We start from the raw sequence: 25336 nt of genomic DNA on the forward strand, positions 1-25336 counted from the left end.
CTCTTCCCCCCGCAGGATACTGGCGCAGGGTATACACCCGGCTTTCTCACCCCCAATAACGCAATAACAATGCAGTGAGGACACACCATGGCATTCCGTTTCAAGACGCTGGCACTGGCCAGCCTGTTAATGGCCACCGCCAGCCCCGCCTTCGCCGGTTGGTTCAGCTGGTTTTCCGTGGATTCCAGCTATGCAAAAACCCGTTATCCGATTGTGCTTGCCCATGGCATGGCCGGGTTTGATCGCGCCGGACCGCTGGATTACTGGTATGGCATCCCCGCTGACCTTCAGGACCGGGGAGCCCGGGTTTACCTGACCCAGGTATCATCCTTCGAATCGTCCGAAGCCCGTGGCGAGCAGCTGCTGCAGCAAGTAGAAGAGATTCTCGCCATCAGTGGTGCCAGCAAGGTCAACCTGATTGGCCACAGCCACGGCGCCCAGTCGGTGCGTTATGTTGCGGCGGCTATCCCCGGGCGCATTGCCTCGGTCACATCAGTGGGCGGCCCCAACAAGGGCTCCGCGGTCGCGGATCTGGTGGCATCGGTTTCCGATGTGGCCGGTGATGACCTGAGCAATCTGGTGGGCTCTGTGGTGAACGGTTTCGGCGCCCTGATCGGGCTGGCTGCCGGCGAACGGCTGTCGCAGGATTCCCTGGCAGGCCTGGACGCACTGACCACGGTTGGCGCCGCCGACTTCAATAATCGCTACCCGGCAGGGGTGCCGACCTCCGCCTGTGGCGAGGGCAGCTATGCGGACAACGGCGTACGCTATTACTCCTGGAGCGGCACCGGGCACATCACCAACCTGTTGGACCCACTCGACCTGCCAATGACCCTGACCTCGGCCGCCTTTGTTGGCACCGATGACCCGAAAAATGATGGTCTGGTCGGCCGTTGCAGCAGCCACCTGGGCAAGGTGATTCGCGACAACTACCACATGAATCATCTGGATGAGGTCAACCAGACCATCGGCCTTACCGACCTGTTCGAAACCGATCCGGTGGTGGTATTCCGCAACCATGCCAACCGGTTGAAGCAGGCAGGCCTCTAAGCCATGGGGCAACGTGAACGCCGGTGGTGGCACTATGCCCTGCCGGCTTTTCTGTTGACGGTTCTGGCCGCACTCGCCCTGACCTGGACCGGGGCCACCCCGGTCACCACTGAATCGGCCACTCAGGAAACGGACACCCTGGCACACGGCAGCAAGGGGATGGCGGGATCGTTGCCACACCACCCTGTCTCCAGTGTCAGTTTCCGGACCGGACTGGAAAAATTACCCGCGTCACTGGAAGGCACTGTCGTGCCGGATGGCCTGCAGGTGGATGCCCAGGGCAACCTGGTGATCACTCCCCTGTTGCGCGATGTGATGGAGTACTTCCTTTCCACATTGGGCGAGGAAGACCTGGCCACCATTGTGCAGCGGCTGCAGGCCTATTTCGCCAACAACCTGCCGGCAACGGCCGCCGAACAGGCCCAGCAGATCCTGAACGGCTATCTGGCCTGGCGGGATAATCTGGGACAGATTCCCCAGGCCGGCGGTGTGGACGCCGCCAGACTGGATGTGGACGCCGTGCGAGCCCAGCAGCAGGCCGTGCGCGAATCCTGTCTGCAGTTTCTCGGGCAACCGGTGTGCACCGCCTTCTTTGCACGGCAACAGGCCCGCGACGATTACGCACTGGAGAGACTGGCGGTGACACGGGATGAGTCGCTGAGTGCAGAGCAGAAAGCGCAACGTCTTGCCGCCCTCACCGCATCACTGCCCCCAGCCATGCAGGCGGACATCGCCGCCGCCACCCAATACCAGACACTGCAGCAACTGACTGCGCAATCCCGCGAGGAAGGACTGGGCGACGCCCAGATCCAGCAGATCCGCGAGCAGGTAGTGGGGCCGGAAGCCGCCAGCCGACTGCAACAGCTGGACCAGCAGCGGGCGGACTTCGACCGCCGCATGGACGCCTGGCTAGAACAACGCCAAGCCCTGCTGCACAACCCCAACCTATCGGCCACGGACCGCGAAGCGCAGATCGCGCAGCTCCGTGAACAGCAATTTTCACAACAGGAGCGGGTACGGGTGCAAGCGCTGGAGCGACTCTCCGACCCGTAATGGTAGTTCAACGTCTTGCCCCCATGCAGTCAGCCAGAATCCGGCTGATTCATGGGGGCCTGGCGCCCTTCGCCAGGGGCGATCTCCGGGATGGGCGATCTCCGGGACACCCATGCATTGAGCATCAAGGCTGCCAGTGGCTGGTTCTTCAACCTGATTTCTGGGCGTTGGACGTCTTGCAGGTGGAAATGCCGAACGGCAGATAAGCCGGACACCAGCGCGTGGCGCCGGTGAACAGCGGGATCAGGCCGATGGCTCCCCACCAGCTCTGGAATACCACGCCCAGGACGATAATCACCACACCCGCCACCAACCGCAGAGTTCGGTCTGCGTTACCCACGTTGGTTTTCATGACCGCCTCCTTTGTGAATGCGTATTTCTTGAGTCTGTCCTGATTCCAGATTGCGCTCGTTGATCCAGATCAGGAAACCCCGCCAGCGGGTCTGCCAGTAGCTGAGCGTCCGATTCTTTAGGGGTATACCCAATTTTCAGGGTTGGCATCCAATCAGCCTCCAATCAAAACGCACAATTCAAGACCTGGCCCTGGGGCTCCTATTGCTGTTCGTTGAGTCAGCGATGCAGACCGCGTACGGTAGTGAAGTCTTTCACGAGCAGATGGAACCATGATGCGAGAAGCCACCGTACTCCCAACAGCGAGGTTGCCCTGGTAATGGACTCGTACACTTCGCCGCTTGAATCACGGGATGTACTCAAAAATGTCGCCAGGGAAGTTCGCACGGTAGGCTTCGAGCTTGAGTTTTCCGGTATCCCATTGCGCGATACCGCCAACGTGGTTTGTCATGTACTTGACGGAACGGTGACAGAGAAAACCGCCGCGCAAGTGTGTGTGCAAACCGCTCACGGTGATTTCAATATCGAGCTCGACTGGGATTTCCTCAAGACAGCGGCCGCCAATGCGGGCGAGACCGTGGATGAGCTGCTGCATCCCCTGTCAAAGGCGGCGGCGCTGCTGGTGCCCGTCGAGGTGGTATGCCCGCCATTGCCGGTAACATCACTCACTATCCTGGATGGTATGGTTGAGGCGCTGCGCAAGGCCGGCGCCACCGGTACCGAGGAATCGCTGATCGCGGCCTACGGGGTCCATATCAATGCGGAAGTACCGGCACTGGATGCGCCAACCATTCACCGTTACCTGCGCGCTTTCGGGCTGCTCCAGTGGTGGCAGATCGAAGCCAACGATGTGAATCTGGCGCGACGCATCAGCCCTTATATCGACCTGTTCGAGGAGTCCTATATCAAGCTGCTGCTAACCCGGGATGAACCGGACATCGCCACCCTGATCGACGATTACCTTGAACATAACCCGACCCGCAACCGCGCCCTGGACATGCTGCCCCTGTTTGCCGAGATCGATGCGGACCGCGTCCGCGCTACGGTCGATGACCCGAAAATCAAGTCGCGACCGACCTTCCACTACCGGTTGCCCAATTGCCAGATTGACGACCCGCAATGGAGCCTCAACGCTTCCTGGCTGCGCTGGTGCTGGGTTGAACAACTGGCCAACGACGACGCCTCACTCCAGGCGCTGGGTAAAGACTTTCTCACGGCAGACAGACCGCTGCTGGGTGTGGATCGCGGCGCCTGGGTGAAAAGGATAGCCCGATGGATGGAAAACCACTCATAGGAGTGACCGGCAACCACCGTCGCTGGGCGCCGGCCTGGTGGTGCACGGCGCTGGCATTACGCCTGTGCGGTGCGGTTCCCCAACGCATTTCGGTTGATCATCCGTGGCAGGGGGCGCCGCCGGATGCACTGGTGATCGGTGGCGGTAACGATATCAGCCCGGAGCATTACGGCGGTGAAGTCGATGCCAGGGTCAAGCTCGATCCAGAACGAGACACACTGGAAATCGAATGGATTCGGCACGCGCTGAAACACGGCATCCCCATGATTGGCATATGCCGCGGGGCGCAACTGATCAACACCGTCCTCGGCGGCACCCTGCACAATGACATCCGCCATATTCGCCGTCTGACCTACAACCGCCCCGGGCTGCTGCCCACCAAACAGGTCTGGCTCGAACCCGATTCCCGACTCGCCCACATCACCGGCAAGACCAAGCTCCGCGTCAACAGCCTGCACCATCAAGCCGTAAAGCACCCGGCCGAGCCCCTACGCCGCACCGGCTGGGATCTGGACAAGATCACCCAGGCCATTGAGCCCACCGACAATATCCCCGTCCTCGGCGTCCAGTGGCACCCTGAATACATGATCTACTTGCGGTCACAATTCAGGATCTTCCACTGGTTGGTGGACAATGCACGGGATCGATTACCCCAGCCCTGATAGGAAAATACAGAGTGAACAATGGGCCGGGGTGACACTCGCGCCCGTTGTGGATTGACGCACGGGGCCGCTCCCCAAGACAGGCATCACTCAAGGCCGAGAAGGAAACACCACCACATCATCGCCCTCCTGCCATACCGGCAGCTTGATCATGGTTTGCAGAAAGAGAGGGTGCTCCAACCAGTGCTGTAACCACCGCTGCAGATTCGGGTAAGGCAGCTGGCTAAACACATCGCGATCGACATGGGCGAATTGGCGGACAAACGGCATAACACCAATATCCGCGATGGTTGGGTCATCCCCGAGCAGGTAAGGACTTCTCTCCAGCAACGCCTCCAGGACCTGAAGAAAAGCCTCTCCTCGCTGCCGATACTCTGTCTGAGTCATCTCAACATGGCGGTCGGCGTATTTATAACGGTCCAGCCAGTGCTTGAACTCGTTATCATTTTGCTCAATCAGCGCATTCGCCTGATCCAGGATCGTTGCGTCTAACAGCCCTTGTGGATCCTGCTGCTCAAGCGCCCACACCATGATGTCCCGGCTTTCTTCAATCACAGCACCATCGACAAGCCGCAACACAGGCACGGTGCCTTTCGGGCTTATCGCCAGCATTGGCGCAGGCTTGTTTTTCAGGGTCACTTCCCGCAGCTCAACCTGCAACCCAGCAAACAACACGCCCAGGCGGGCGCGCATGGCATAGGGGCAGCGCCGAAAGGAATACAGACAATCAAATGAGGCCGTCATAGCGATACTTCACAACTGAACCGGGGGTGTATTTGCGCAACGGGGAACCGGTATTTCTGCTCACCGCCAAAAGGGTTATCGATGAACGCAGCCCACAGGGTGCGCGCAGGGAAAGGATGCTATTGAAGCGGCGCCCCGCCTCGATGCATCGCAATGTCGTCTTGTGCGCCAGTCTGGATACTGGCTAAAAAGGGGTTTATGTCATAACGCCCCTATGCCCGCATCCCCCCCAGAAAGTCCGCGATCAATGTCTTCATATCTTGCAAGGTATAGTCATCCGGCGAGGACGCCAGATTGATGGCGGCCTCAACCAGGACGCCATAAATCATGCTGTTAAGCAGATTGCGGGGATAGGGTTTGAGCCACCCGCCGTCCTGTAGGCGTGAAATGGTGCGAGCCAGCGTGCCCATGGTGTAGCTGCTATCAATGTCACGCCATGTCTCCCAGCCGAGAAAGGTGATCACCTCCTGAAGCGGCATGGTGTGGCGTCCATTGCTCACCACAAAGTCCAGGAAGGTGTCGCAAAGCCGCAGGGTGTCATCCCAGGGATTATCGGTTTCAGGCACTGCCCCCACCGCCTCGGCAACCCACTGCGCCTGTCGCTGATAACAGGCGATTAACACCTCTTTCTTACTGCTGAAATAGTAGTAAACAGCGCCCTTCGTCATGTTCACTTTTTCAGCAATACGATCAATGGACGTTCCTGCATAGCCGTGCCTGGCAAACAGTTCCAGTGCCTCTTGAATGAGGGTATCGCGTGTTTCTTCCGCGAATTTTGGTGAGGGTGATTTGACTGACATACCAAGAGTATGTCATACATACCGTCGGTATGTAACTCTCATTCGAATGCCCAACGAGGCCCAACCATGCTGAAGATGAAGAAAAAATGTGAGCGCTGTGCCGCACCGCTGCCTTTGGACGGAGAGGCTCTGATTTGCTCGTTCGAATGCAGTTTCTGCGCGGGGTGTGGCGCTGAGATGGATCACATCTGCCCAAACTGTGATGGCGAACTGCACCTGCGCCCTCCCCGTGTCATTACGCCCATACAGGCGCTGACAAAACGGCTTACAGGAGGGGGTAATCGTGTCCGTTAGCTCCCGGTGGGAACATTGCGCCGACGGTACCGCGCTGGAATATTTCGAACGCAGCGCAGGCCGGACAGCGCCATACCAAGGCGTCATCCTGATTGCCAGCGCACTCGGTGTGCCTGCCAGGTTTTATCGCGCGTATGCCAGCTTCATGGCCACGAAGGGGTTCACTGTCCTCAGTTTCCACTATCGAGGTATCGGCCTGTCCGGCCAGCAGGCTGATCCGGGCTTGATCCGCCTGGCACATTGGGGCAGCCAGGATCTCGACACCATGATCGGCAAGGCAACGAAGATCGCGGGCAGCAGCCCGGTCTATCTGGTCGGCCACAGTATTGGCGGGCAACTGGTAGGCCTGGCAAAGCGCGCAGCTCAGTTGAGCGCAGTGATCTTTGTCGGCGCATCGTTCCCTTACTGGAGCCGCGGGCCTCTCGCGTATCGTCTCAAGCTATTGAGTTTTTATTACTGTCTTGTGCCGATCATTGGCCGCCTGCGCGACCCCTTCCCTGCTCGCGCACTGGGGCTTTCCAATGCCGATATGCCTAGCCGGTTGCTTAGAGACTGGGCCGAGTGGGCCTCGCAAAAAGAGTATCTGTTATCCCCACGCTTTCATCTCAACGCCAAGCAGGCTTACAGCGAGCTTTGCCTTCCCGCCCTGGCGTTTGAATTTGCGGATGATCACATTGCTCCACAAGCGGCGACACAGAAGCTATATGACAGCTATCCAAGCCTGCACATCGAAGTGCGGCGCAAGCCAGCGGGCAAGCCGGTTATCGGTCATATGGGGTTCTTTCGGGAGAGTGCTGGTCGCCCTTTCTGGGAAGAACAACTGGCCTGGATGGCCAACAAGGAACCCGTCTTCGCCAGCCACAGCTATTAGTAGCCTTGCGATGCTGGGTTTCCGTCAGAGTACGAACCAATGAATGCCGAGGGAGTCCCCGGCCTTAAACATACCAAGGGGTTATACGATGTCGAACATGGTAAGCACCATGCAAAAAGCCGAACAATGGCCATTCGGGAAGCAGTTCATTCAGCTGGCGATGCGCTGGATGGTGCCGTTCTCTGCCAGCATCAAACCGGAGTTGGAGATTCTGGAGCCCGGCCATACTCGTGGGCGAATGCGAGACCGACGCGCCGTGCGTAACCACCTCTCCTCCATTCATGCCGGCGCCCTGTTTACCCTTGCCGAGACAACAGGCAATCTCGCCCTGATGAGCATCACCCCCGATAACGGGCGCTGGATCGTTACCGGCATGGATATCGAATACCAAAAGAAGGCACGCGGCCTGTTGATTGCAGAAACGATCCTCGGGGAGCTGGACTGGTCACGCAGCCACGAGGTTCGGGGAGAAACCCGTATCTTCGATGAACAGGGCGATACGGTGGCCAAGGCCGAACATCGCTGGCGGGTTTCGCCCAAGTGACAACACGCCACATCGACGAAAACCTACCGCAAAACCTACCGGACACCCATTCATTGAGAATCAAGGCTGCCAATGGCTGAATGGATGGGTGTCCTGTTGTTTCTATTGAGACCTGACCCTCGTATTCCCCTGCGCGCACACTGCCAAGTTGTAGCTGCCCTGCTGCTCCTCTGTTGTTCCTTTTTATCAAGAGCCGTCAACCAAATCTAAAACTCCCTCGCTAATCGGAAATTCCAAGATAGGGCTAACCCCTCTTGCAGAGCTATAGAGTACAGAAACACCGTATTTTGCACGAGTTACAGCAACATACATTCTGTTATATGAAGCATGATTCAGGAAATGTTTCGAATCGACACCATTCTCCTCTGTAGCCGGCATATGCCCCTTATCAGCCCCAATGATAACAGCCGCATCAAACTCAAGCCCGCCCACATAATCAATACCAGCAACAATGTACTTATTGCCTTTCTCCGCATCAATCTGTGACTTTTTATCACCTCTCTGCTTAATAAATTTAACGGCTTTATTAGCATCAGTCGCATAACGCTCAAGCTGCATCAAAACAGATTCAGTAGTAGCTATTATTATAACTTTGCACCTCATTGAGGCAGTCTGCGCAGCAATCTTGTCGGCAGATTTAAATGCGTTCAACACAACATCATTATCTGACTTAAACTCTAAGCAGTAAGGCTTGCATGACCGACCTTCGTCCTCGGAAGTAAAGGAATCCTCTACCTTATCCAGTGGATTTTCCATATTAGTGAACAAGGTAGAACCCGAAGACAAAATAGAAAATGCCAGTCTAACTATATCTGGTGAAGATCTGAATATTGTCTTCAAGTTTACTTCTGCGCCTTTGTCATTCCCAAAAACCTCGTCTAATTGATGGTTCTCAAGAGAAATATTAGCCAAAGACTGACTTCTATCAACAGAGTAAATAACATTAGAAACATGCTCATCTTTTAATAGATGATGAACCACTGACAGTTCATTGAGGTTAAACAAATGGGTTTCATCTATAAAAAGAGCATCAAAACCTTCACTATTTTTACGGCGGCGCCATATAGGCGAATCCAACTGACTTAGCGCGCTGAGAACAACATCATCACTATCAAAGTACCCAGTTGATTCCAGTTTTTTCTGATACTGAGAATACAGACTAAAAACACATTCAAAGTCAGCCTCTAATTTTAGAGGAACAGCATGAGCCACTTGATGTATTTTTTTGTATTTTGAAAGGTCTTGACCAGATCGCCCCTTAATTATTTCAGCTATTTCATACTGCAAAGACTGGACCTGAAGCTGCTCATCTTCACCAGACAAAAAGGAAAATAGCTCTGGAGAAATAAATTTTTCGTGGGACTGTATTTCATCAGATTTAAATTTGCTTAAGACATCAGATATAAGTATCTGCTGATATTCCTTTGAATTCTGAGCATCTTTATCAAGAAGTTCTGTTTCCTCAACTTTGTTTCCAAGCGAGGATATACACCACTCCTGCAATGTAACAGTCAAAACTTCTATCTTATTGTTATCTATCGGACTCTTATACCAGCTTAGCTTAGGGAAAATTATACTTTCAATATATTCCTTTGATGCATGACTGTGCGTTAAAAAACCTACTTTTAGATGTTCCCCTTTAGTATTTGCTGATTCCAGAACATTACAGCATCTCAACGCAAGGCTTAATGTTTTTCCTGTTCCAGCAGCACCCTCGATTCTCTCTGGCCCCAAACTATCCCTAAAAACAAAACTTTCTTGACTACTTGTTAAAAGGTTTTTCCAGGCTTCAAAACTTGCACTAGGATCGATAGGCTTAAAATCGTCGCCGAGTGTTTCAACTTTAAGAGGAGAGTCTGGGTTTGACACACCCCCACTTTCCAAATCTACACTTCTAATTTGATCCAGAGCCTTCCGAAAAACTGTGGTCGAAGGCTTACTAGTAACCACTTCATTCCCATAGTAAAAAACCAGCAAATGCTGTGTATTCCTTTTTTCTTGGCGACTCCAATCTGGTTTAACATCCAACAACACTTTTCCACCGTCACCAAGGCTATTTTTTTTCGGTATGAAAACCACAAGATCCATTTCGCTTTTAAACCATTCCCTGCTACCAAAAGGAATTTTATCCCAGTACTTCAGGGAAACCCTACATACTTTCTGAAAAATGGACAAAACGTCTTGCCGAGATGAATTCTCAAAACCAGAAAAATTCTCCAAGTCAACTATAACTTGACTCTCTAAACCCCCAGAACCGCCTACAAAACAAACACCATCTCTTACCTTCGCAATCCCAACCGAGCCGATCAAACAGTCTTCGTCGACACCGTTGGTTATTATATCAACAAGAAACCTACCATTATCGTACTCTGTGCTCTGCAAAGTTCTCATGGAAACAAGAGTCGTTGCAGCTGATTTGTCAATGGTTATAAACTTCATTATTCACCCTATAATATAATCCATAAAAAACCTCTCACCCAAATTTTTATGGGGGTCTTTTACGCCTACGCGAGAAAAAATATTCGAGAAACGCTGCATTACTAGCTCTATATATGGTGACGCCATATTGCATAAAACATATGACATACGCCCTTTTCCTAAGACCAAAGAAGGCGCACTATTACCTGCCTCGAGAAGCTCATCATGGACACACCCCTTTTTAATAAACTCCGCTATTTCAGCACTCATATGATGAACCTCTCTTAACAAGACTACGTGGGGCCCTAAAGAAGCCTCCCTATTATTATGATCCACCACATCATCGATCAAATAATAACCTTCTGCTTTGTTCTGAGACAAATCAGAGAATTCTGACTTAAACTTTTTACTCGGAATAATAGCGAGATCATCTTTTGTATATCGATCAGAGTTTTTATTAATCAATTCATTTAGCGACTCAATTTTTTCAAACGCCTCATTTGCTTTTTCTTTCGCTTTCTGTTTTTCAACAATTTTATCAATACATTTTTTTATTCCATATACATCAATAATTCCCGGATCATGCCCTAGATCTTTCACCATATTTTTAATCTTACCAACCTCTTCTTTTTTTTGATCAAGAAAAAGCTTTCTTGCAAGATAGTGAAAAATATAATCCTCAAGGGAAACGACAGGAACATAGCTATACTTTGATGTTTTCAAATTTGCCAAATCACATCTAGCGCTGATCAGCATTCCGAGAACATTTTTATTATCGAGATCCTCGCTAAATGCATAATTGAAAATTGATCCCTGGGTAATAGCGTCAACCGGGCATGGGCGACACATGTCACGCCTCTCATATGTTAAAGCACTCATTTTTTCCTTCTCTATTCGTCTATTTAGAACAATGGGGTCCGGTCTTGCCCCTGTGTCTATAACTCAACACTTCCTCACTCCCCGACACTTCGGAAATGCACTACACCCCCAAAACTGCTGCCCTGCATTCTTCCCTGAGCGAGCTTTCCGCAGCACCATCACCTCACCACACTGATGGCAAGCAGGCGCAACGGGTTGAGCAGCGACTTCGACACCAGTGGGAGCCTCTATCGGCTTACCTGCTTGTCCCTCGGTCTGGCTATCAGCCCTTTCCTGACCTCTGACTGTTATTTCAACGCGCAGCCCTTCAACCTGTTCCGGTTTCTCCAGAGACGAGTCTTGCTGCCTAGGAAACAGCACCGCCTCAACCTGCTGACGAATATCTGCCACCCCATATCCCCTGGCAGCCCTGATTCTTAGCAGAGGCAACCCAGCTGATTCACAGGCTTGTTCCAGAAAGGCATCGCGCTTCTGCCGTTTGGCTGAACCATGACTGGCATCATCCAGCTCAATGGCCAGTTTTACGGCGCAGTCTTGTGGGTCGCAGAGGAGGAAATCGACGTGTTTGGCGGAAATCTTGTTGAAGGCTCGCTGCCAATTGGCTCGATTGAGGCCTTTCTGGGGAGCAAGCACATCCGCAACGCGGACTTTGGAGAAGATCAGGGCGTTGTCGCCCACAGCCTGGGAGAGCACGCCATAGAAAGAGCGTTCCGCTTTGCTGAGCAGGTAGGGCTTACGACGATAGGAGAATTGGCCAGAGCCGGACGACAACGGCTTCCGAAGTAGTAACACGGCCACTGCCACAATAATGACGAGCAGGACGGTACTCATGGCTGTTGGTGTCCGGGCCGTGCATGGGCCGGTCGCAACAGGATTGACTGGTTACGTAAACAGACTGGCATCCCTTCCCCGGATTCGCTGTTTCAGGCCGTGCCACCCTGGCCGGCCGTTATTATTGGTATTGGTTATTTGTGATCCAGTTCGAATTTACACAATCTGTGGTCTGAAATAAATGAATGGGTTTCATTTTCTTGTTTAGGGGGTGGTGCGGGTCGTCTGGCGGTGTGGGCGTTTATTGGGTTGGGGGTTCGCCATGCGAGCATGGCTCCAACAAAGAGGGAAAAGGAAAGAGGCGCCCCTGGTAGCTGAAATGGGCGCCATCGGGAATCATCACGCCTCGAACCGTTTTAGCCGCCGTAGTAGCTCGCGGTTTTCCCGGCGTAGCGCCTCCACTTCATCCAGCAACTCCATGGCCAGTGCCACGCCTGCCCAGTTGATTTCCAGGTCACGTCGCAGGCGGGTGGCGCGGGCGATGTCAGCGACGACGGCATCGTCGAATTGCCATTCGCTGGCCTGCCTGTCGTGGGGCTCGATAATGCCAAGGCTGACGATGTCGATCAGGTCCTGCTCTGATATCTGCACCAATTGGTAAATGTCGCTACTGCATAAGGTGATTCTTAGTTGAGAGGCCATGATTACCGTCTCCATTGTGCGCGCGGATCGAAGCTCGTCTTGTCGGCGAGTTGTTGCCACAGCTGTTCAATGTCTTCGCCGGTGGCATCGGGCATGACTACTTTCAGCACGGCAATCAGGTCACCCTTGCCGGTCTTGCCGGGCAGCCCCTTGCCGGGAATACGCAGCTTCTTGCCGTTCTGGCTGTGTGCCGGGATAGTCATTTGAACCGCGCCGGTGAGAGTGGGCACTTCAATTTTCGCCCCCAGCGCCACTTCCCAGGGCGCCACCGGCACGGTGACGATCAGGTTGTGGCCTTCCACATCGAACAAGGGATGCGGCACCAGGCGGATGCGCAGGTATACGTCGCCAGCGGGGGCATTGCCGATACCGGCAATCCCCTGCCCTTTCAGCCGGATACGCTCACCACCGGTCACACCGGCCGGAATTTTCACGTTCAGGGTTTTGCTCTTCTCACCGACTACCTGACCGTACTGGTCGTACTCCGGCAACCGGTAGGAAACCGATTTGGATTCACTGCTGACCGTGTCTTCCAGAAAGATGGGCAGCTCGATTTCCACATCCTGGCCGCGCCGCGACGGGGCATGGCTACCGCGGGCCTGGCGGGCGCCGGTGAACAGGGATTCGAAGAAGTCGGAAAAGCCCGCATCGGCAGGATCAAACCCGCCGCCTGACGGCTGCCAGCCGGGGGGCGGCTGGAACGAGCCATGGTCGCCTTGCTGGTTGCGCAGGGCGCGGAGCTGGTCGTAGTCGGCGCGCTTGTCCGGGTCTTTCAGCACCTGCCAGGCTTCTGCCACGTCCTTGAACTTGGCTTCGGCGTCGTCTTCCTTGCTGATATCCGGGTGATATTTGCGGGCCAGAAGGCGGTAGGCCGTCTTGATGGCGGCAGCGTCGGCGTCTGGCTCCACTCCGAGCAGGGCGTAGTAGTCCTTAAAGTCCATTTCACCTCTCCGGGGTCAGATGCCCCATCCCTACCATACTGCTATTTCAGTGACATTCCTGCGGAATAAGCGCCATTCCTGATTACCGTCAAATTCCGCCGCCCGGCGTCCTTTCTCCTACTCTCTGCTTAAAGCCATTGTTGAATCGTGGCCGCCCAGCGCGCCCCTGTAACGAGCAGGTGCAACTCGCTCGCTCCCGGGTCAAAGGCGTATTTCTCCTTGCTGTATCTGCCGGGCCAGCTCCGCCGTCAGGGGCTGGTAACCGCGCTGGCTATCCAGCAGTACGTACACCGGTTCGGCCACCTGATCAGGCGCGAAGCCTTGTTGTTTCAGCTCTACCTTGCGGTATTTGAAAGTGCCGGTGGTTTCCTGGTGGTCGCGGATGCGCAGGAACAGGGGCACTGCATAGGCAGGCAACAAACGGTTCAGATGTTCTGCCAGGCCTGGGCCGTTGAGGGTGACACCCGGGCTGAGCGTGACCGCCGTCATTCCCGCGCGGCCATCGCAGCCGGGAATGCTGACCCCGTACACCACGCCGTGATCAATATCCGGGTGCTGCGCCATGGCTCCTTCCACTTCGCCGGCGGCCACGTTTTCCCCTTTCCAGCGGAAGGTATCGCCGACCCGGTCGACGAATTGAATGTGGTGCATGCCCTGGTCACGCACCAGATCGCCGGAGTTGAACCAGCAGTCGCCTTTCTTGAAGACATCACGCAACAGCTTTTTCTCGCCGGCAGCGGGGTCGGTGTAGCCATCGAAGGGGCGGCGCGGGGTCACTTCGCTGATCAGCAGGCCGACCCCACCCCTGGGAATGCGCTGCATAAAGCCGTTGTGGTTACGGCGCGGGGTTTCGGTGTCGTTGTCGAACTCGACGATGGCGAAAGGCAGCGGCGTAAAGCCGGCGGTCTGCGACACGCCAAAAAGATTGATAAAGCCGATATTGGATTCACTGGCACCGTAAAACTCGTAGATACGATGAATGCCAAACCGCTGCTCGAACTGGTCCCAGATTTCCGGGCGCAGGCCATTGCCGGTGATTAACCGGATACGGTGCTGACGATCCGTGGGACTGGGCGGCATATTGAGCAGGTAACGGAGCAGCTCACCGATATAACAGAACACGGTGGCGTCGTAGTGGCGCACCCGCTCCCAGAACTGCGACGCACTGAACTTGCGATCCAGTGCCAGGGTGGCACCCATGGATAACACCGAGCCCCAGGCCACGGTCAGGGCATTGTTGTGGTACAGGGGCAGGCAGCAATAGAACACGTCTTTGCGGCGTATGCCCAGGGTCATGCCACCCACTCCGGCCATGGCGGCCAGCCAGCGATAGTGGGTCATCACCGAGGCCTTGGGCAGCCCGGTGGTGCCGGAGGTAAAGATGGAAAAACACGGCTGCTCGGCACGCACTCGACCGGTGCCGGGCGGGTTGGCTTCCGATTGCCGGGCGGCGTATTCGTCCAGATCCAGCCAGCCCGGGGGCGCAGGCTCACCCTGGTCGCCGCCGTGCCACAAGTAGCAGATCGAGGAGGCTTGCTGCGAGGTATTCGATGAACTTGCCGTTGGAGTAAAACAGGTGGTGGCCAGGGCCGCTGCACATTCCGCACTGACCACCAGCAGCCGTGGCGTCACCAACTGGATACTGTGTTCCAGCACCTCGCCACTCTGGTTGTGGTTGAGCATGCCGGCGATGGCACCCAGTTTGACCGTGGCCGCCACACAGGCCAGCGCTTCGGGCCGGTTTTCCATCATGATGGCGACGGTGTCACCGGGGCCCACGCCTTGCTCCGCCCAGCAGGCGGCCAGGCGGTTTGCCCAGGCGTTGAATTGTGCGTAGGTCCACTGCTGATCCTCGAACCGCAAGGCGATGTTATGCGGGGTACGACGGGCCCAGTATTCGATGACCTTGCCAATGGACTGCTTGCTGGCAGGCCGCAACCCGGCCAGCCTCAACAGGTTGCCGCGCTGAATATCCAGCAGCGGCGGCACCATGTAGCGCACCCCTTTGGCCAGATCCCGCCAGCCAACTTTTTTCACCGGCATATTTGCCTCCGTTGCTCTGCCCACTCCTACCCCGCCAGGCCAGTTACTGATGGAGCCTGACGTCCTGCGTTTGCCGGATGCATTGGAGCTTACTCGTTATTGCGTTGTCTGGCTCAGGCTGGCGAGCAAGACGGTGTCGTGGCTGCTGCCTTGCGATCCGAGCATGGGCCAGCCGTTGTTTGTGGTTGGTGCGCGTTGCGATCCCGTTCGAATTTACATAATCATGGGCAGTAAAGGAATGAACAGGCTTCCTGGATCTGTTTCTTGGGATCGCGTGGATGGCGGTGGGATTCGCGGCTCGAGCGCCGCTCCTACAGAAATAGGGAGGCAGGGGTTAGCCTTTCGAGAGGGGCTGCTACAGTGACCTGCCGAATTAGCGTTTTTTCACTCGGCGATTCTTGTCCACCTGATTGCCGGAAAGTCGTGACAACAACCGGGCCCAGGGATGTCGATATGAAAAGCGCCATTAAAGAACCAAAAAATCCGGCTCCCATTATATGAGAGCCGGATTGTTCAGGCTGCCGATCCTGCCGAACTATTTAAGTGTTCAGGATGACGGCTATGTATCCGTTGTTCCTGCTTTGCTTAGAACCCGAATGGATCACAGAACGGATCAATCACTGGATCACAGAAGTCGTCGCCGGGAATCAGCGGATCAGATGGGTCCGGATCGCTATTGTCACCTACACCATCACCGTCCGCATCCTCCCACTCAGCGGGGTTATCAGGGAAGGCATCAACGCTATCCTCGAAGCCGTCACCGTCGGAGTCAGCACCACCACCATTGGGAGTTGGATCACTATTATCGCCAACACCGTCGCCGTCACTGTCTAACGTTTCTGTGGGATCATTCGGGAACGCGTCGACGACATTATTGACGCCATCACCATCACGATCCAGGTCACTGTTATCGCCGATCCCGTCACCGTCAATATCGCTGAACTCGTTGGGATCATCCGGGAAAGCGTCCTGATCATTCCAGACGGTATCGCCATCACGGTCCTCATCACTGTTATCGCCAACGCCGTCACCATCCAGATCACCGGATTCACTGCTGTCATCCGCGAACGCATCATCGTCGTTGATAACGCCATCGCCATCGCGGTCAGTATCCGCATTGTCACCAACACCATCACCATCAAGGTCCGAGGTTTCAGTGGGGTCATTCGGGAACGCATCGTTGTCGTTGTCGACGCCATCGCCGTCACGGTCGCTATCCGCATTGTCACCAGTGCCGTCGCCATCGATGTCACCACTTTCACTGGCATCGTCAGGAAATGCATCTTCGCCGTCGTCAACGCCGTCACCATCCGAATCTACCCCGGTCTTGACGGTGTAACTGCAGTCAGTGGCCACATCCAGGTCGCGAGCTGGGCTAGCGAGCGCAGATACATCGACAGCGGCCTTGAGCTGTTCCGCTGCGGCAGTATTCAGGTAAAAGCGCGGGGCACTTGGGGCATTGGTGCCGAAAACGCCCACGCCATATGCGTTCTCAGCAACCGTCCCGAGCGAGCCCTTCGGTTGATATTTCTTGAGCCATGAATCCCGGCTCACGGCTATACCCAGGTTCTCACTGGTCTGATCAATGTAAAGCGCCTCTTCCGCCGGGATATCCAGGTTATTGATTACCACCACCCGTGCCGCGCCAAAAAATAAATTGATGGCTTCAATCCGATAGCTGACCGTTCCCAGGCTAGTGCTTGTCGATGCCTTGAAGAACTCTGCCGAGCCATCCGCAAGGGTGACGTATACATCCGGACCCACATATACAGAAAACGCGCCTACAGAACCTGTAAACGTGCTGATGATCGTCGCAATATCATGCTCTTCGTAAAAATCGGGCTGTGTGTCACCAAAGGTCGGAATCACCGTCGCGGGAATCACGCCGTAGAATGCATAGGCCGGGTTATTGACCTGGTATTTGGTAGGCTCGGAAACAATGTGGCCTATGGCACCCGCCTCAAAGACCGAGCATTGGTTCAAAACATGCCGCCATTTGCGGTTTGCGGAAGCTGAAAACGTATCCATCAGCTGGCCTATACTGCGACCCTGCAAGCTGAGCTTTTGCGCGGCCAGAGCAAACTCCGCATGTACCTCATCAATGACAAAGCCATATTCGATCAGCTTGACCGCCCCATCGACCACCTGGAGGCGTGCGTAGTCCTGGCTGCTGTACGCATCCCAGTCGTTAATCGGGACTCCCTTTCTCAGTCTGTGCTCTCCGTGGGTCGTCGAACATCCCCCAAAACCGCAACGCAGACTTCCTACATCAAGCCGGTCTGCAGTAATAGCCGTGTCATTGAGATTAAACGTAGCGGCAGAGGCCTTGAATGCATCGATGACGGTGGTCTTTTCAGACGGCACTTCGCTGGCATTGATCAGGGCGTTACTGCCCTCACCTCCGACGATGCTATTTTTCTCTGCCAACTTGCCAGTATCCACCCCGTCAAAGTCACCGCCATTTTTACCTATGGCCTCATCCAGCTGGTTAACTACCTGATTGCTTTTCGCCGACAGGGTATTACCCGCCGCCTTCTTGCCGTTGCTGTCGCCAGCCTTTTCCTGGGCATCGGAAAGCATTGAAGCCAACACTCGTGCCGTCAGCTGTTTGCGCTGTGCAAGCACCCGGGTGGTGTCATCCGTGCTGTCTGCGTCCTTGACATAGTCTTTGGTGATACAGTCTTTCTTCTCTGCCTCGGTAGTGGCCAGCGGACACAACTGCTCGGCAAAGCTGGAGTCATTGACGACCTCCAGTACGGTCTTGTCTGGCGCAGCTTCTTTTTCGACCGCCAGCACCGTGCTGATCGGCGTCACCGGAATTTTTTCTTCACTATCCTTCAGACCTGCGGGGGCCCGGAGGGTGTAGCCTTTGGAGATGGGGGTGCCAGGATTGTCGAGATCCACGGTGACGCCAGCAATGGCCTCAACGATGACTTCATACTCCTCGAACAGCGAGGCACTCGCGTATAGGGAGAACTGACCGTTTTCATCAGTGGTGGCGGTAGTCTGCTCATCGGTACAGGACAAATCCTTATTAGTATCAAGGCAGACTTTGGCCCCCACCAAGTAGCCGTCAGCGGCATAGCCGCCTTGTTCGGCCAGGTTATCCGGCTCCGTATTTGGCTCGCGGTTATCATCTCCGCCACATCCAGCCAACAGCAGCAACAGCCCTGACAGCATCCATTTATTGTTCATTTTGGTCTCCCGACCCCATTACCAGACGAGCTTTTACACCTGTCTGTAACCCCGCGAAGATATTCGCGCCCAAATAAGAATATAAGACTAGCGAACAATACCCTTAAAGTGTGACACAGTTCAATGTTCACATGAGAAAGAGGGATGAGGCGAGGGGGGGGGGGAGCACCACCAGGATCAAGAACTGCTCTGTGAATGATGCGGGCAAGTCTGAATCCCGCGCAGGCGTGGTTAACGCAGTTTCCCTGATACGGCAAAGTCACGTTATCTCTTGAGCGAGGCGTCCCTTCAAAGTGATTCTAATAAGCTGGGGCACTGCCAACGCATCCCGCTGGGAGACTGCGAGCAGCCTGGCTACGGAAGCAAAGACAGATTTATTTGCAGGAAGCCGGCGCCTGGCGAGCCATGACCGCCCCCGAATGGGCCTTGCCGAAAAACCCATCTGGGTGGGTAAAGCGCCCTGGCGGACAACGGATTCCAGTGACTACTAGCGTCACCGGGGCTCGATGAACTCTACGTTTCGCAACTTGCTTTCCGATGCCTGAGAGGGTGGATTCGCCCATGGAGTGGGGCTCCTACAGGGCGAACGGATTAAAGCTTCTTCACCCGACGGCTCTTGCCCTTGATCTTGCCGCTCATCAATCTCTGCAGCGCCAAGTCGGCACTATCCCGTTCAATGGCCACATAGGCCTGGTAATCGGTCACCGTGATCTTTCCCACCTGGTTGCCGGGGATACCGGCGTCGCCGGTGAGGGCGCCAAGGATATCGCCGGGTCGCAGTTTGTCCTTGCGGCCGGCACCGATGCACAGGGTCACCGTGGGCGGCAGCATGGGGTCGCCCTGGCGGGGTTTGAGGCTGGAGACCGGGTGCCAGTTGAGCTTTTCGCCCTGCAGCTCTTCGATGGCCATGGCCCGGCGACTTTCGCGAGGGGCCACCAGGTTGATGGCCAAACCCTTCTCCCCGGCCCGGCCGGTGCGGCCAACCCGGTGAATGTGGGTCTGAGGGTCATGGGACAGTTCTGCGTTGATCACCATGTCCAGGCTATCGATATCCAGCCCCCGTGCGGCCACGTCCGTGGCCACCAGTACCGACAGGCTACGGTTGGCGAACAGGGTGAGCACTTCGTCCCGTTCGCGCTGCTCCAGGTCGCTGTTCAGGGCTCTGGCGGACAACCGCTGACGGCAGAGCTGGCTGACAACGTCCTGGCACTGCTGCTTGGTGACGCAGAACACCACACAGCTGGTGGGTCGGAAGCAGGCGATAGCCTCGGCTACGGCTTCGTAGCGTTGCAGGGGGTCCACTTCGTAGAAGCGCTGTTCGATGCGGGTGTTGTCGTGCATCGCTTCCACTTCCACGTGTTCCGGGTTACGCATGAAGGTTTCGGCCAGTTGCTTGATGCCCGCCGGGTAGGTGGCGGAGAACAGCAGCGTCTGGCGACGCTCTGGGGTCTGACGAATCACTTCGGCAATATCATCGAAGAAGCCCATGTCGAGCATGCGGTCCGCTTCATCCAGCACCAGGGTATTGAGGCCGTCGAGACTGAGGGTGCCCTTGCTCAGGTGCTTGAGTATCCGCCCCGGGGTGCCCACCACCACCTGGGCGCCATGCTCCAGGGAGCCGATCTGCGGGCCGATGGGTTGGCCGCCACAGAGGGTCAACACCTTGATATTGCCAGCGCCGCGGGCCAGGCGCCGGATCTCGGCGGCCACCTGATCGGCCAGCTCCCGGGTCGGGCACAGCACCAGTGCCTGACAGCCGTAATAGCGCAGGTTGAGCGGGTGCAGCAGGCCGATGCCGAAGGCGGCGGTCTTGCCGCTGCCGGTGCTGGCCTGGGCGATCACATCCCGGCCCTGCAACAGGGGCGGCAGGCTGGCCGCCTGCACCGGTGTCATGGCGGTGTAGCCCAGTGTGTCCAGGTTGGCGAGCATGTCGCCGCTGAGAGGCAGGGAAGAAAACAGGGTATCAGTCACGTAAAGGGCCCGGGTGTCAGGAAATCAGGCGTGCAGTGTACCAACAGTTGAGCCGGGGGCGATGGATTTCAGCGGGGCTCGCTGTTACCGGCTTGAGCCGTGGTTATTCGCCTTGCCAACATGGCTCCAACTGGGCGGAGTTTTGCCGTTATCAAAAACAGGGTAGACAAGCGAGGCGTTGTCATTTTAGTCTTGTAAACACATGTACACATACATATGTGCACTTGCCACGCTGTACCCGTTTGTATGTCTGCATGGGTATTGCGTAGGGATTCGGTAAAAGGGGTTGGTCACCACGCCCCGCACAAGCGGATACTGAAATCCGAACCGGACATGAGACAGCTACAACAACAGTGACAAAACGGACTATGGCGAGCCGCCCCGGCTGCCCGCCGCCAGCCTGGCCCGCCAGGCGAGCTACACCTCACATAATGACAACGACCGAGGAACCGTTATGCGTCAACCCGCCCAGCCTGAGCCAGGTGCATCACCATCCATCTGGTCTCGCCTGAGTACCATCACCGATTACTTTGCCTGGCCCTTGCGCACTTCCCATTACCTGGAGCTGGTCAATCCCCTGTGGACCACGCACAAGATGCAGGCCCGCGTCGTCAAGGTCTGGGATGAAACCAAGGATGCGCGCACCCTCACCCTGCGCCCCGGTTTGAACTGGCGGGGCCACCGTGCGGGCCAGCATGTGCGTGTGGGCATCCCCGCCAACGGCAAGCATTACACCCGCACCTACACCATCTCTTCTCCGCCGGAGCGGGAGGACGATTGCTTCACCATTACCGTGAAGGCCATCGACAAGGGCACCATCTCTCACCACATCGTGCGCAATATCAAGGTAGGTGATTACCTGCCCATCGGGCTGCCGCAGGGGGACTTCTACCTGCCGGATGCGCAGCCGATTCAGCCGCTGTTCATTACTGCAGGCAGCGGCATCACCCCGGCGTTCAGCATGATCAACAGCCTGATTGCCCAGGGTCGTTTGCCGGATACTTGCCATATTCACTACGCACCCCACGAGTTTGATGTGGTGCTGGGCAAGGAATTGAAGGCAATGGATCGGTACAACGATCGCTATCACCTGAATCTGATTTATAGCCGCGAGGGCGACGACCCGAGCCGTAACCGCTTTTCGAAGGCCCAGCTGGATGCGCTCTGCCCGGACTGGAAAGACCGGGATGTGTACGCATGCGGCCCCCCTTCCCTGCTGGAAGCCATTGAGCAATGCATGGAAGAAGCGGGCTGTAGCCGCCAGCTCCATGTGGAGCGATTCCGCGCTCCCTTTACCGAGATTCCCGACGATGCAGTAGGTGGTCGGGTGCGCTTTGCACAGAGCGATGTGGAAGCCGACGGCGACAGTGACACACCACTGCTGAAAGTGGCCGAGGAGGCAGGCATGAACCCGCCCCATGGCTGCCGCATGGGCATCTGCCATACCTGCAACACCACCCTGGTTTCCGGGTGTGTGCGAGACCTGCGTACCGGTGAGGTACTGAACGAGGCAGGCAGCATTGTACAAACCTGCATCTGCGCCGCCGCCGGCGACTGCGAACTGGATTTGTGAGGGAAGAATCATGAAAACCCATCAATACCCGGTCGACCTGACCGATGAACAGATCGAAGAATTCGGCCGCGAGCTGGAAGCCATTCGCAACGAGGTATTTGATTCCCGGGGCGACCGGGATCGCGCCTATATCCTCAAGGTGATCAAGACCCAGCGCACCATGGCGGTGAGCTCCCGCTTTGTGATTTACCTGTCGCTGTTTTTCATTCCTGCCTGGGGGCACGCGCTGGCGACCTGGCCAGTGGCACTCACCATCATGGGCCTGGGTGTATTCGCGCTCGGCATCGCCAAGATCCTGGAAAACATGGAGATTGCCCATAACGTGCTGCACGCCCAGTGGGACTGGATGAAGGACCCGGAGATTCAGTCCAACACCTGGGAATGGGACACCATGAGCCCGTCCGACCGCTGGATGCATTCGCACAACGTGGTGCACCACACCTGGACCAATGTGCTGGAGAAGGATCTGGATGTGGGCTACGGCATCATGCGGGTGACACCCATGCAGAAGTGGAAGCCGGCGTTTCTTTTGCAGCCGATTTATTTCATTCTGCTGATGCTGTTGTTCGAAGAAGGCGTGGCCGTCCATGAACAAGCCATCGATGATCACCTGAAAGGCAAGAACAAGCTGAAGGACTTTACGCCCCTGTTAAAACGTATCGGTTACAAGGTATGGCGGCAGGTGGCCAAGGATTACATCGCCTGGCCGCTGGCGGCGGCGCTGGTGGCAATTCCGATTTCCTTCTTTGTGCCCTTCTCGCCCCTGCTGGTATTCGGCATGGTGGCCGGTGCCAATGCGGTGGCCAACCTGATCCGCAACATCTGGGCGTTCACCATTATCTTCTGCGGGCACTTCCCTGCCGGGGCCCACAACTTCACCCTGGAACAGGTGGAAGGCGAAACCCGTGGTCGCTGGTATCTGCGCCAGATGCTGGGCTCTTGCAATATTGAAGGCAGTAAGCTGTTCCATATTCTCTCCGGCAACCTGTCACACCAGATCGAACATCATCTGTTTCCGGATATGTGCAGCAACCGCTACAAGGAAGTCGCACCCCGGGTACGGGCACTGGCTGACCGCTACGGCATTCCGTACAACAGCGCCTCCCTGTTTCGCCAGTTCGGCACCACCTGGCTGAACAATCTGCGCCTGGCCTTCCCGGGTGGCGGAGAACCCTACGAACCGCGCCGCGAGGAAGCCAGCCAGTCCTGATTCGGGGCGTAGGGTGGATTAGCCGGAAGGCGTAATCCACCATGACATTCACCGCTTCAAAAGGTGGATTACGCCTTCCGGCTAATCCACCCTACGTTTTGGCTTTGTAAGAGATGATGCTTGCATCACGAAAGGTGGAGCAGGCTTCGGCCTCTCGCTTTGCGAGCAAAGCGCCAACGGATACGGAAGTTTGTTGGAGCCTTGCTCGCAAGGCGAAGGTTCTTTCAGCAAGCCGCTGCGTTTAGCGCCGTCTTACCAGCCCGTCTTCCAGCACCTGATCGAAGTGATCCTTCAAGGTATCCGCCGCCGGTCGATAATTCACACCCAGCGTCTTGCTGCGGCTGTTTTCGAAGCGCAGCGGGTAGCCCACGTTGCGGCTGATGAACTTGCGGGTGACCGGGCCCATGAATGGGCCAACGGCCCATACCACCGGCTTGGGCACCTTCATCATCGGGAAGGGGTATTGCTTGCCGAATTGCTTGCGCAGGATGCCGGCGATGTCGAGCATGGACACGGACTGGCTGACCAGGATGTAGCGCCCTTCTGCTTCCGGGTTGAACGCGCCTAAAAGGTGAGCCTGCGCCACTTCACGCACATCCACCATGCCGTATTCCAGTGCCGGCACGCCGGTTTTCAGTTTACCGCGTCCCATGTCCAGCAGGGTGCCAATGCTGGCGGAGTTGCTGGCGTTGGTCAGTGAGGGGCCATAGACCATGCCCGGATTGATGGTCACCAGATCCCAACGGCTTTCTGCACTGCCCTCCTGGCCATCGTGGATCTTCCAGGCTTCGCGCTCGGCGGCCACCTTGGAGTACTGGTAGGGGTTATGGTCGACGCTGCTGGTGGTATTCCAGTCTGCTTCGGTGAAGGCGCTCTTGCCCTTCATGTCGGTGGCATCACCGTATACCGAGGCCACGCTGCTGGTGAGCACCACGCGCTTGAGGGTGTCGCAGCGGTTAGCGGCATTGAGCACATTGCGGGTGCCTTCCACGGCCGGGCGCACCAGAGCCTCGTTGGCATCGGTAAAGCCCTCCAGCACGAACGGCGAGGCGGTGTGCATGAGAATGTCGCAGCCCTGCATGGGCGCATCGAAACTCTGCGCATCCAGCAGGTCAGCCTTGAACAGTTTCAGGGTGCCGGGGGCAGCGTCGGCGATGCGTTTCAGATGATCCACGCTCTTGGCCTTGTTGGGATCACGCACCGTGGCATGCACGGTATGGCCCGCTTCCAACAGGTATTTGACGATCCAGCCGGCAATGTAGCCGGAAGCGCCGGTGACCATCACGGTATGAGTGTTACTGGGCATGCTTGGCTCCCGCCGATAAAAAGAAGGCCAACGCTACCATGATGGCAAAACAAGACTAGGGCTGTTCGTGCCATTCCATGACTGTGCGGCCAATAGAAATTACAACGAAAACAGGCGCCAGCGGCGCCTGTTTCCAGGGAAAAGAATCAATTCTGCCAACGCGACCGGTTAAACCACATCCACGCGGCCAGCCCCAGCCCCCAGGCGCCATTGACGATCAGGCCACCGACCACCTTGGTGGCGTTCACGTCCAGACCTTTTAAGGGGAACACCAGCAGCATGGCCACCAGTGTCGGGCCGATGGCACCGAGAATCAGCGCCCCCAGCCAGTGCCGGATACCCTGCCAGCGGCGGATCAGCCACCAGACCGGAATACCCCAGACCCCGCCCCAGAATGCCAGTGACAAAACCTGGGGAATGCCCAGGGGCGGTACCGGGGTCATGTTCCAGGGCGCCGCCGGGATAAGGCCCGCCAGCCAGAACAGCGCCAATACCCCCTGGTGAAACAGCAGGGTAGCAATGAAGCCCCCGGTGAAGGCCTGCAACCATTGTTGTGGCGAGTTGGACATGGTCACTCCGACGTTGAGAGGTGTTGGTAAATGATTACCTTGGGAGCCTCTGAATAACTCCTTGCGTACTCAGCGCGGCCTGAAGGGCCCATCTG

22 protein-coding genes are annotated in these 25336 nt (G+C 56.2%); 9 read left to right on the forward strand and 13 right to left on the reverse strand.

Going from position 1 to position 25336, the window contains the following annotated elements; translation table 11 throughout:
* The first annotated feature begins 87 nt into the window (after positions 1-87).
* Both B3Q33_RS05620 and B3Q33_RS05625 read left to right on the forward strand, forming a co-directional pair.
* Positions 88-1050 (forward strand): lipase family alpha/beta hydrolase, encoded by a 963-nt coding sequence (locus B3Q33_RS05620; RefSeq protein WP_272975396.1) that lies wholly within the window; start codon positions 88-90, stop codon positions 1048-1050.
* 3 nt (positions 1051-1053) lie between these two features.
* The gene (locus tag B3Q33_RS05625; protein WP_272975397.1) at positions 1054-2103 is read left to right on the forward strand and encodes a lipase secretion chaperone; all 1050 of its coding nucleotides are present in this window, start codon (positions 1054-1056) and stop codon (positions 2101-2103) included.
* A 148-nt stretch (positions 2104-2251) separates the two neighbouring features.
* Here the strand turns inward: B3Q33_RS05625 and B3Q33_RS05630 are convergent, their stop codons facing one another.
* Positions 2252-2455: a YgaP family membrane protein gene (locus tag B3Q33_RS05630; RefSeq protein WP_272975398.1), complete on the reverse strand. Its 204-nt coding sequence runs from the start codon at positions 2453-2455 to the stop codon at positions 2252-2254.
* 318 nt (positions 2456-2773) lie between these two features.
* Here B3Q33_RS05630 and B3Q33_RS05635 point away from each other — a divergent pair, with 318 nt between their 5' ends.
* Together B3Q33_RS05635 and B3Q33_RS05640 are read left to right on the forward strand one after the other, a co-directional pair.
* Entirely contained in the window at positions 2774-3748 is a 975-nt protein-coding gene (locus B3Q33_RS05635; RefSeq protein WP_272975399.1) for an amidoligase family protein, read from the forward strand.
* Positions 3727-4410, forward strand: coding sequence for a gamma-glutamyl-gamma-aminobutyrate hydrolase family protein (locus B3Q33_RS05640; RefSeq protein WP_272975400.1), 684 nt, complete (start codon positions 3727-3729; stop codon positions 4408-4410). The genes B3Q33_RS05635 and B3Q33_RS05640 overlap by 22 nt, the downstream gene beginning before the upstream one ends.
* A gap of 90 nt (positions 4411-4500) precedes the next feature.
* On the opposite strand, the gene B3Q33_RS05645 is transcribed toward B3Q33_RS05640, so the two are convergent.
* A complete protein-coding gene (locus B3Q33_RS05645) occupies positions 4501-5154 on the reverse strand; it encodes a glutathione S-transferase (protein ID WP_272975401.1) in 654 nt (217 codons plus the stop codon).
* A gap of 212 nt (positions 5155-5366) precedes the next feature.
* Complete coding sequence (locus B3Q33_RS05650; RefSeq protein ID WP_272975402.1) at positions 5367-5954, reverse strand: TetR/AcrR family transcriptional regulator; 588 nt, start codon at positions 5952-5954, stop codon at positions 5367-5369.
* A gap of 75 nt (positions 5955-6029) precedes the next feature.
* On the opposite strand from B3Q33_RS05650, the gene B3Q33_RS05655 reads away from it, so the two are divergent.
* From B3Q33_RS05655 to B3Q33_RS05665, 3 genes are all read left to right on the forward strand, one after another.
* Entirely contained in the window at positions 6030-6248 is a 219-nt protein-coding gene (locus B3Q33_RS05655) for a DUF1272 domain-containing protein (RefSeq protein ID WP_272975412.1), read from the forward strand.
* On the forward strand, positions 6238-7119 hold the full coding sequence (locus B3Q33_RS05660; RefSeq protein ID WP_272975403.1) for an alpha/beta fold hydrolase: 882 nt from the start codon (positions 6238-6240) through the stop codon (positions 7117-7119). The genes B3Q33_RS05655 and B3Q33_RS05660 overlap by 11 nt, the downstream gene beginning before the upstream one ends.
* Positions 7120-7207: 88 nt before the next feature.
* On the forward strand, positions 7208-7663 hold the full coding sequence (locus B3Q33_RS05665) for a DUF4442 domain-containing protein (protein ID WP_272975404.1): 456 nt from the start codon (positions 7208-7210) through the stop codon (positions 7661-7663).
* Between the two features lie 186 nt (positions 7664-7849).
* Here B3Q33_RS05665 and B3Q33_RS05670 read toward each other — a convergent pair whose 3' ends face one another.
* The 8 genes from B3Q33_RS05670 to dbpA form a co-directional block, all read right to left on the reverse strand.
* Positions 7850-10102 (reverse strand): UvrD-helicase domain-containing protein, encoded by a 2253-nt coding sequence (locus B3Q33_RS05670; RefSeq protein WP_272975405.1) that lies wholly within the window; start codon positions 10100-10102, stop codon positions 7850-7852.
* A 3-nt stretch (positions 10103-10105) separates the two neighbouring features.
* Entirely contained in the window at positions 10106-10960 is an 855-nt protein-coding gene (locus B3Q33_RS05675) for a hypothetical protein (protein WP_272975406.1), read from the reverse strand.
* Between the two features lie 63 nt (positions 10961-11023).
* Positions 11024-11791, reverse strand: coding sequence for a DUF2726 domain-containing protein (locus tag B3Q33_RS05680; RefSeq protein ID WP_272975407.1), 768 nt, complete (start codon positions 11789-11791; stop codon positions 11024-11026).
* 339 nt (positions 11792-12130) lie between these two features.
* Entirely contained in the window at positions 12131-12433 is a 303-nt protein-coding gene (locus B3Q33_RS05685; RefSeq protein ID WP_272975408.1) for a chaperone modulator CbpM, read from the reverse strand.
* A 2-nt stretch (positions 12434-12435) separates the two neighbouring features.
* The gene (locus B3Q33_RS05690) at positions 12436-13374 is read right to left on the reverse strand and encodes a DnaJ C-terminal domain-containing protein (RefSeq protein WP_272975409.1); all 939 of its coding nucleotides are present in this window, start codon (positions 13372-13374) and stop codon (positions 12436-12438) included.
* 201 nt (positions 13375-13575) lie between these two features.
* Positions 13576-15417, reverse strand: coding sequence for a long-chain-acyl-CoA synthetase (locus tag B3Q33_RS05695; RefSeq protein WP_272975410.1), 1842 nt, complete (start codon positions 15415-15417; stop codon positions 13576-13578).
* Between the two features lie 585 nt (positions 15418-16002).
* Positions 16003-18612 (reverse strand): thrombospondin type 3 repeat-containing protein, encoded by a 2610-nt coding sequence (locus tag B3Q33_RS05700; RefSeq protein ID WP_272980314.1) that lies wholly within the window; start codon positions 18610-18612, stop codon positions 16003-16005.
* 591 nt (positions 18613-19203) lie between these two features.
* Positions 19204-20583, reverse strand: a complete 1380-nt coding sequence (dbpA, locus tag B3Q33_RS05705) for an ATP-dependent RNA helicase DbpA (protein WP_035247633.1) — start codon at positions 20581-20583, stop codon at positions 19204-19206.
* A 454-nt stretch (positions 20584-21037) separates the two neighbouring features.
* Between dbpA and B3Q33_RS05710 the strand changes: the two genes are divergently transcribed.
* The gene (locus B3Q33_RS05710; RefSeq protein WP_272962411.1) at positions 21038-22156 is read left to right on the forward strand and encodes a ferredoxin reductase; all 1119 of its coding nucleotides are present in this window, start codon (positions 21038-21040) and stop codon (positions 22154-22156) included.
* 10 nt (positions 22157-22166) lie between these two features.
* Complete coding sequence (locus B3Q33_RS05715) at positions 22167-23366, forward strand: fatty acid desaturase family protein (protein WP_035247646.1); 1200 nt, start codon at positions 22167-22169, stop codon at positions 23364-23366.
* A 241-nt stretch (positions 23367-23607) separates the two neighbouring features.
* Here the strand turns inward: B3Q33_RS05715 and B3Q33_RS05720 are convergent, their stop codons facing one another.
* Both B3Q33_RS05720 and B3Q33_RS05725 read right to left on the reverse strand, forming a co-directional pair.
* On the reverse strand, positions 23608-24672 hold the full coding sequence (locus B3Q33_RS05720; RefSeq protein ID WP_272962410.1) for an NAD-dependent epimerase/dehydratase family protein: 1065 nt from the start codon (positions 24670-24672) through the stop codon (positions 23608-23610).
* Between the two features lie 146 nt (positions 24673-24818).
* Complete coding sequence (locus B3Q33_RS05725; protein ID WP_272962409.1) at positions 24819-25241, reverse strand: hypothetical protein; 423 nt, start codon at positions 25239-25241, stop codon at positions 24819-24821.
* Between the last annotated feature and the right edge of the window lie 95 nt (positions 25242-25336).

The organism is Alcanivorax sp. UBA3183 (assembly GCF_002364155.1).
GTDB classification, from domain to species: Bacteria; Pseudomonadota; Gammaproteobacteria; order Pseudomonadales; family Alcanivoracaceae; genus Alcanivorax; species Alcanivorax jadensis.

Coding starts and splice junctions, on each gene's coding strand:
- B3Q33_RS05620 (WP_272975396.1), top strand. CDS start 88: ATGGCATTCCGTTTCAAGACGCTGGCACTGGCCAGCCTGTTAATGGCC.
- B3Q33_RS05625 (WP_272975397.1), top strand. CDS start 1,054: ATGGGGCAACGTGAACGCCGGTGGTGGCACTATGCCCTGCCGGCTTTT.
- B3Q33_RS05630 (WP_272975398.1), bottom strand. CDS start 2,455: ATGAAAACCAACGTGGGTAACGCAGACCGAACTCTGCGGTTGGTGGCG.
- B3Q33_RS05635 (WP_272975399.1), top strand. CDS start 2,774: ATGGACTCGTACACTTCGCCGCTTGAATCACGGGATGTACTCAAAAAT.
- B3Q33_RS05640 (WP_272975400.1), top strand. CDS start 3,727: ATGGATGGAAAACCACTCATAGGAGTGACCGGCAACCACCGTCGCTGG.
- B3Q33_RS05645 (WP_272975401.1), bottom strand. CDS start 5,154: ATGACGGCCTCATTTGATTGTCTGTATTCCTTTCGGCGCTGCCCCTAT.
- B3Q33_RS05650 (WP_272975402.1), bottom strand. CDS start 5,954: ATGTCAGTCAAATCACCCTCACCAAAATTCGCGGAAGAAACACGCGAT.
- B3Q33_RS05655 (WP_272975412.1), top strand. CDS start 6,030: ATGAAGAAAAAATGTGAGCGCTGTGCCGCACCGCTGCCTTTGGACGGA.
- B3Q33_RS05665 (WP_272975404.1), top strand. CDS start 7,208: ATGTCGAACATGGTAAGCACCATGCAAAAAGCCGAACAATGGCCATTC.
- B3Q33_RS05670 (WP_272975405.1), bottom strand. CDS start 10,102: ATGAAGTTTATAACCATTGACAAATCAGCTGCAACGACTCTTGTTTCC.
- B3Q33_RS05675 (WP_272975406.1), bottom strand. CDS start 10,960: ATGAGTGCTTTAACATATGAGAGGCGTGACATGTGTCGCCCATGCCCG.
- B3Q33_RS05680 (WP_272975407.1), bottom strand. CDS start 11,791: ATGAGTACCGTCCTGCTCGTCATTATTGTGGCAGTGGCCGTGTTACTA.
- B3Q33_RS05685 (WP_272975408.1), bottom strand. CDS start 12,433: ATGGCCTCTCAACTAAGAATCACCTTATGCAGTAGCGACATTTACCAA.
- B3Q33_RS05690 (WP_272975409.1), bottom strand. CDS start 13,374: ATGGACTTTAAGGACTACTACGCCCTGCTCGGAGTGGAGCCAGACGCC.
- B3Q33_RS05695 (WP_272975410.1), bottom strand. CDS start 15,417: ATGCCGGTGAAAAAAGTTGGCTGGCGGGATCTGGCCAAAGGGGTGCGC.
- B3Q33_RS05700 (WP_272980314.1), bottom strand. CDS start 18,612: ATGAACAATAAATGGATGCTGTCAGGGCTGTTGCTGCTGTTGGCTGGA.
- B3Q33_RS05710 (WP_272962411.1), top strand. CDS start 21,038: ATGCGTCAACCCGCCCAGCCTGAGCCAGGTGCATCACCATCCATCTGG.
- B3Q33_RS05715 (WP_035247646.1), top strand. CDS start 22,167: ATGAAAACCCATCAATACCCGGTCGACCTGACCGATGAACAGATCGAA.
- B3Q33_RS05720 (WP_272962410.1), bottom strand. CDS start 24,672: ATGCCCAGTAACACTCATACCGTGATGGTCACCGGCGCTTCCGGCTAC.
- B3Q33_RS05725 (WP_272962409.1), bottom strand. CDS start 25,241: ATGTCCAACTCGCCACAACAATGGTTGCAGGCCTTCACCGGGGGCTTC.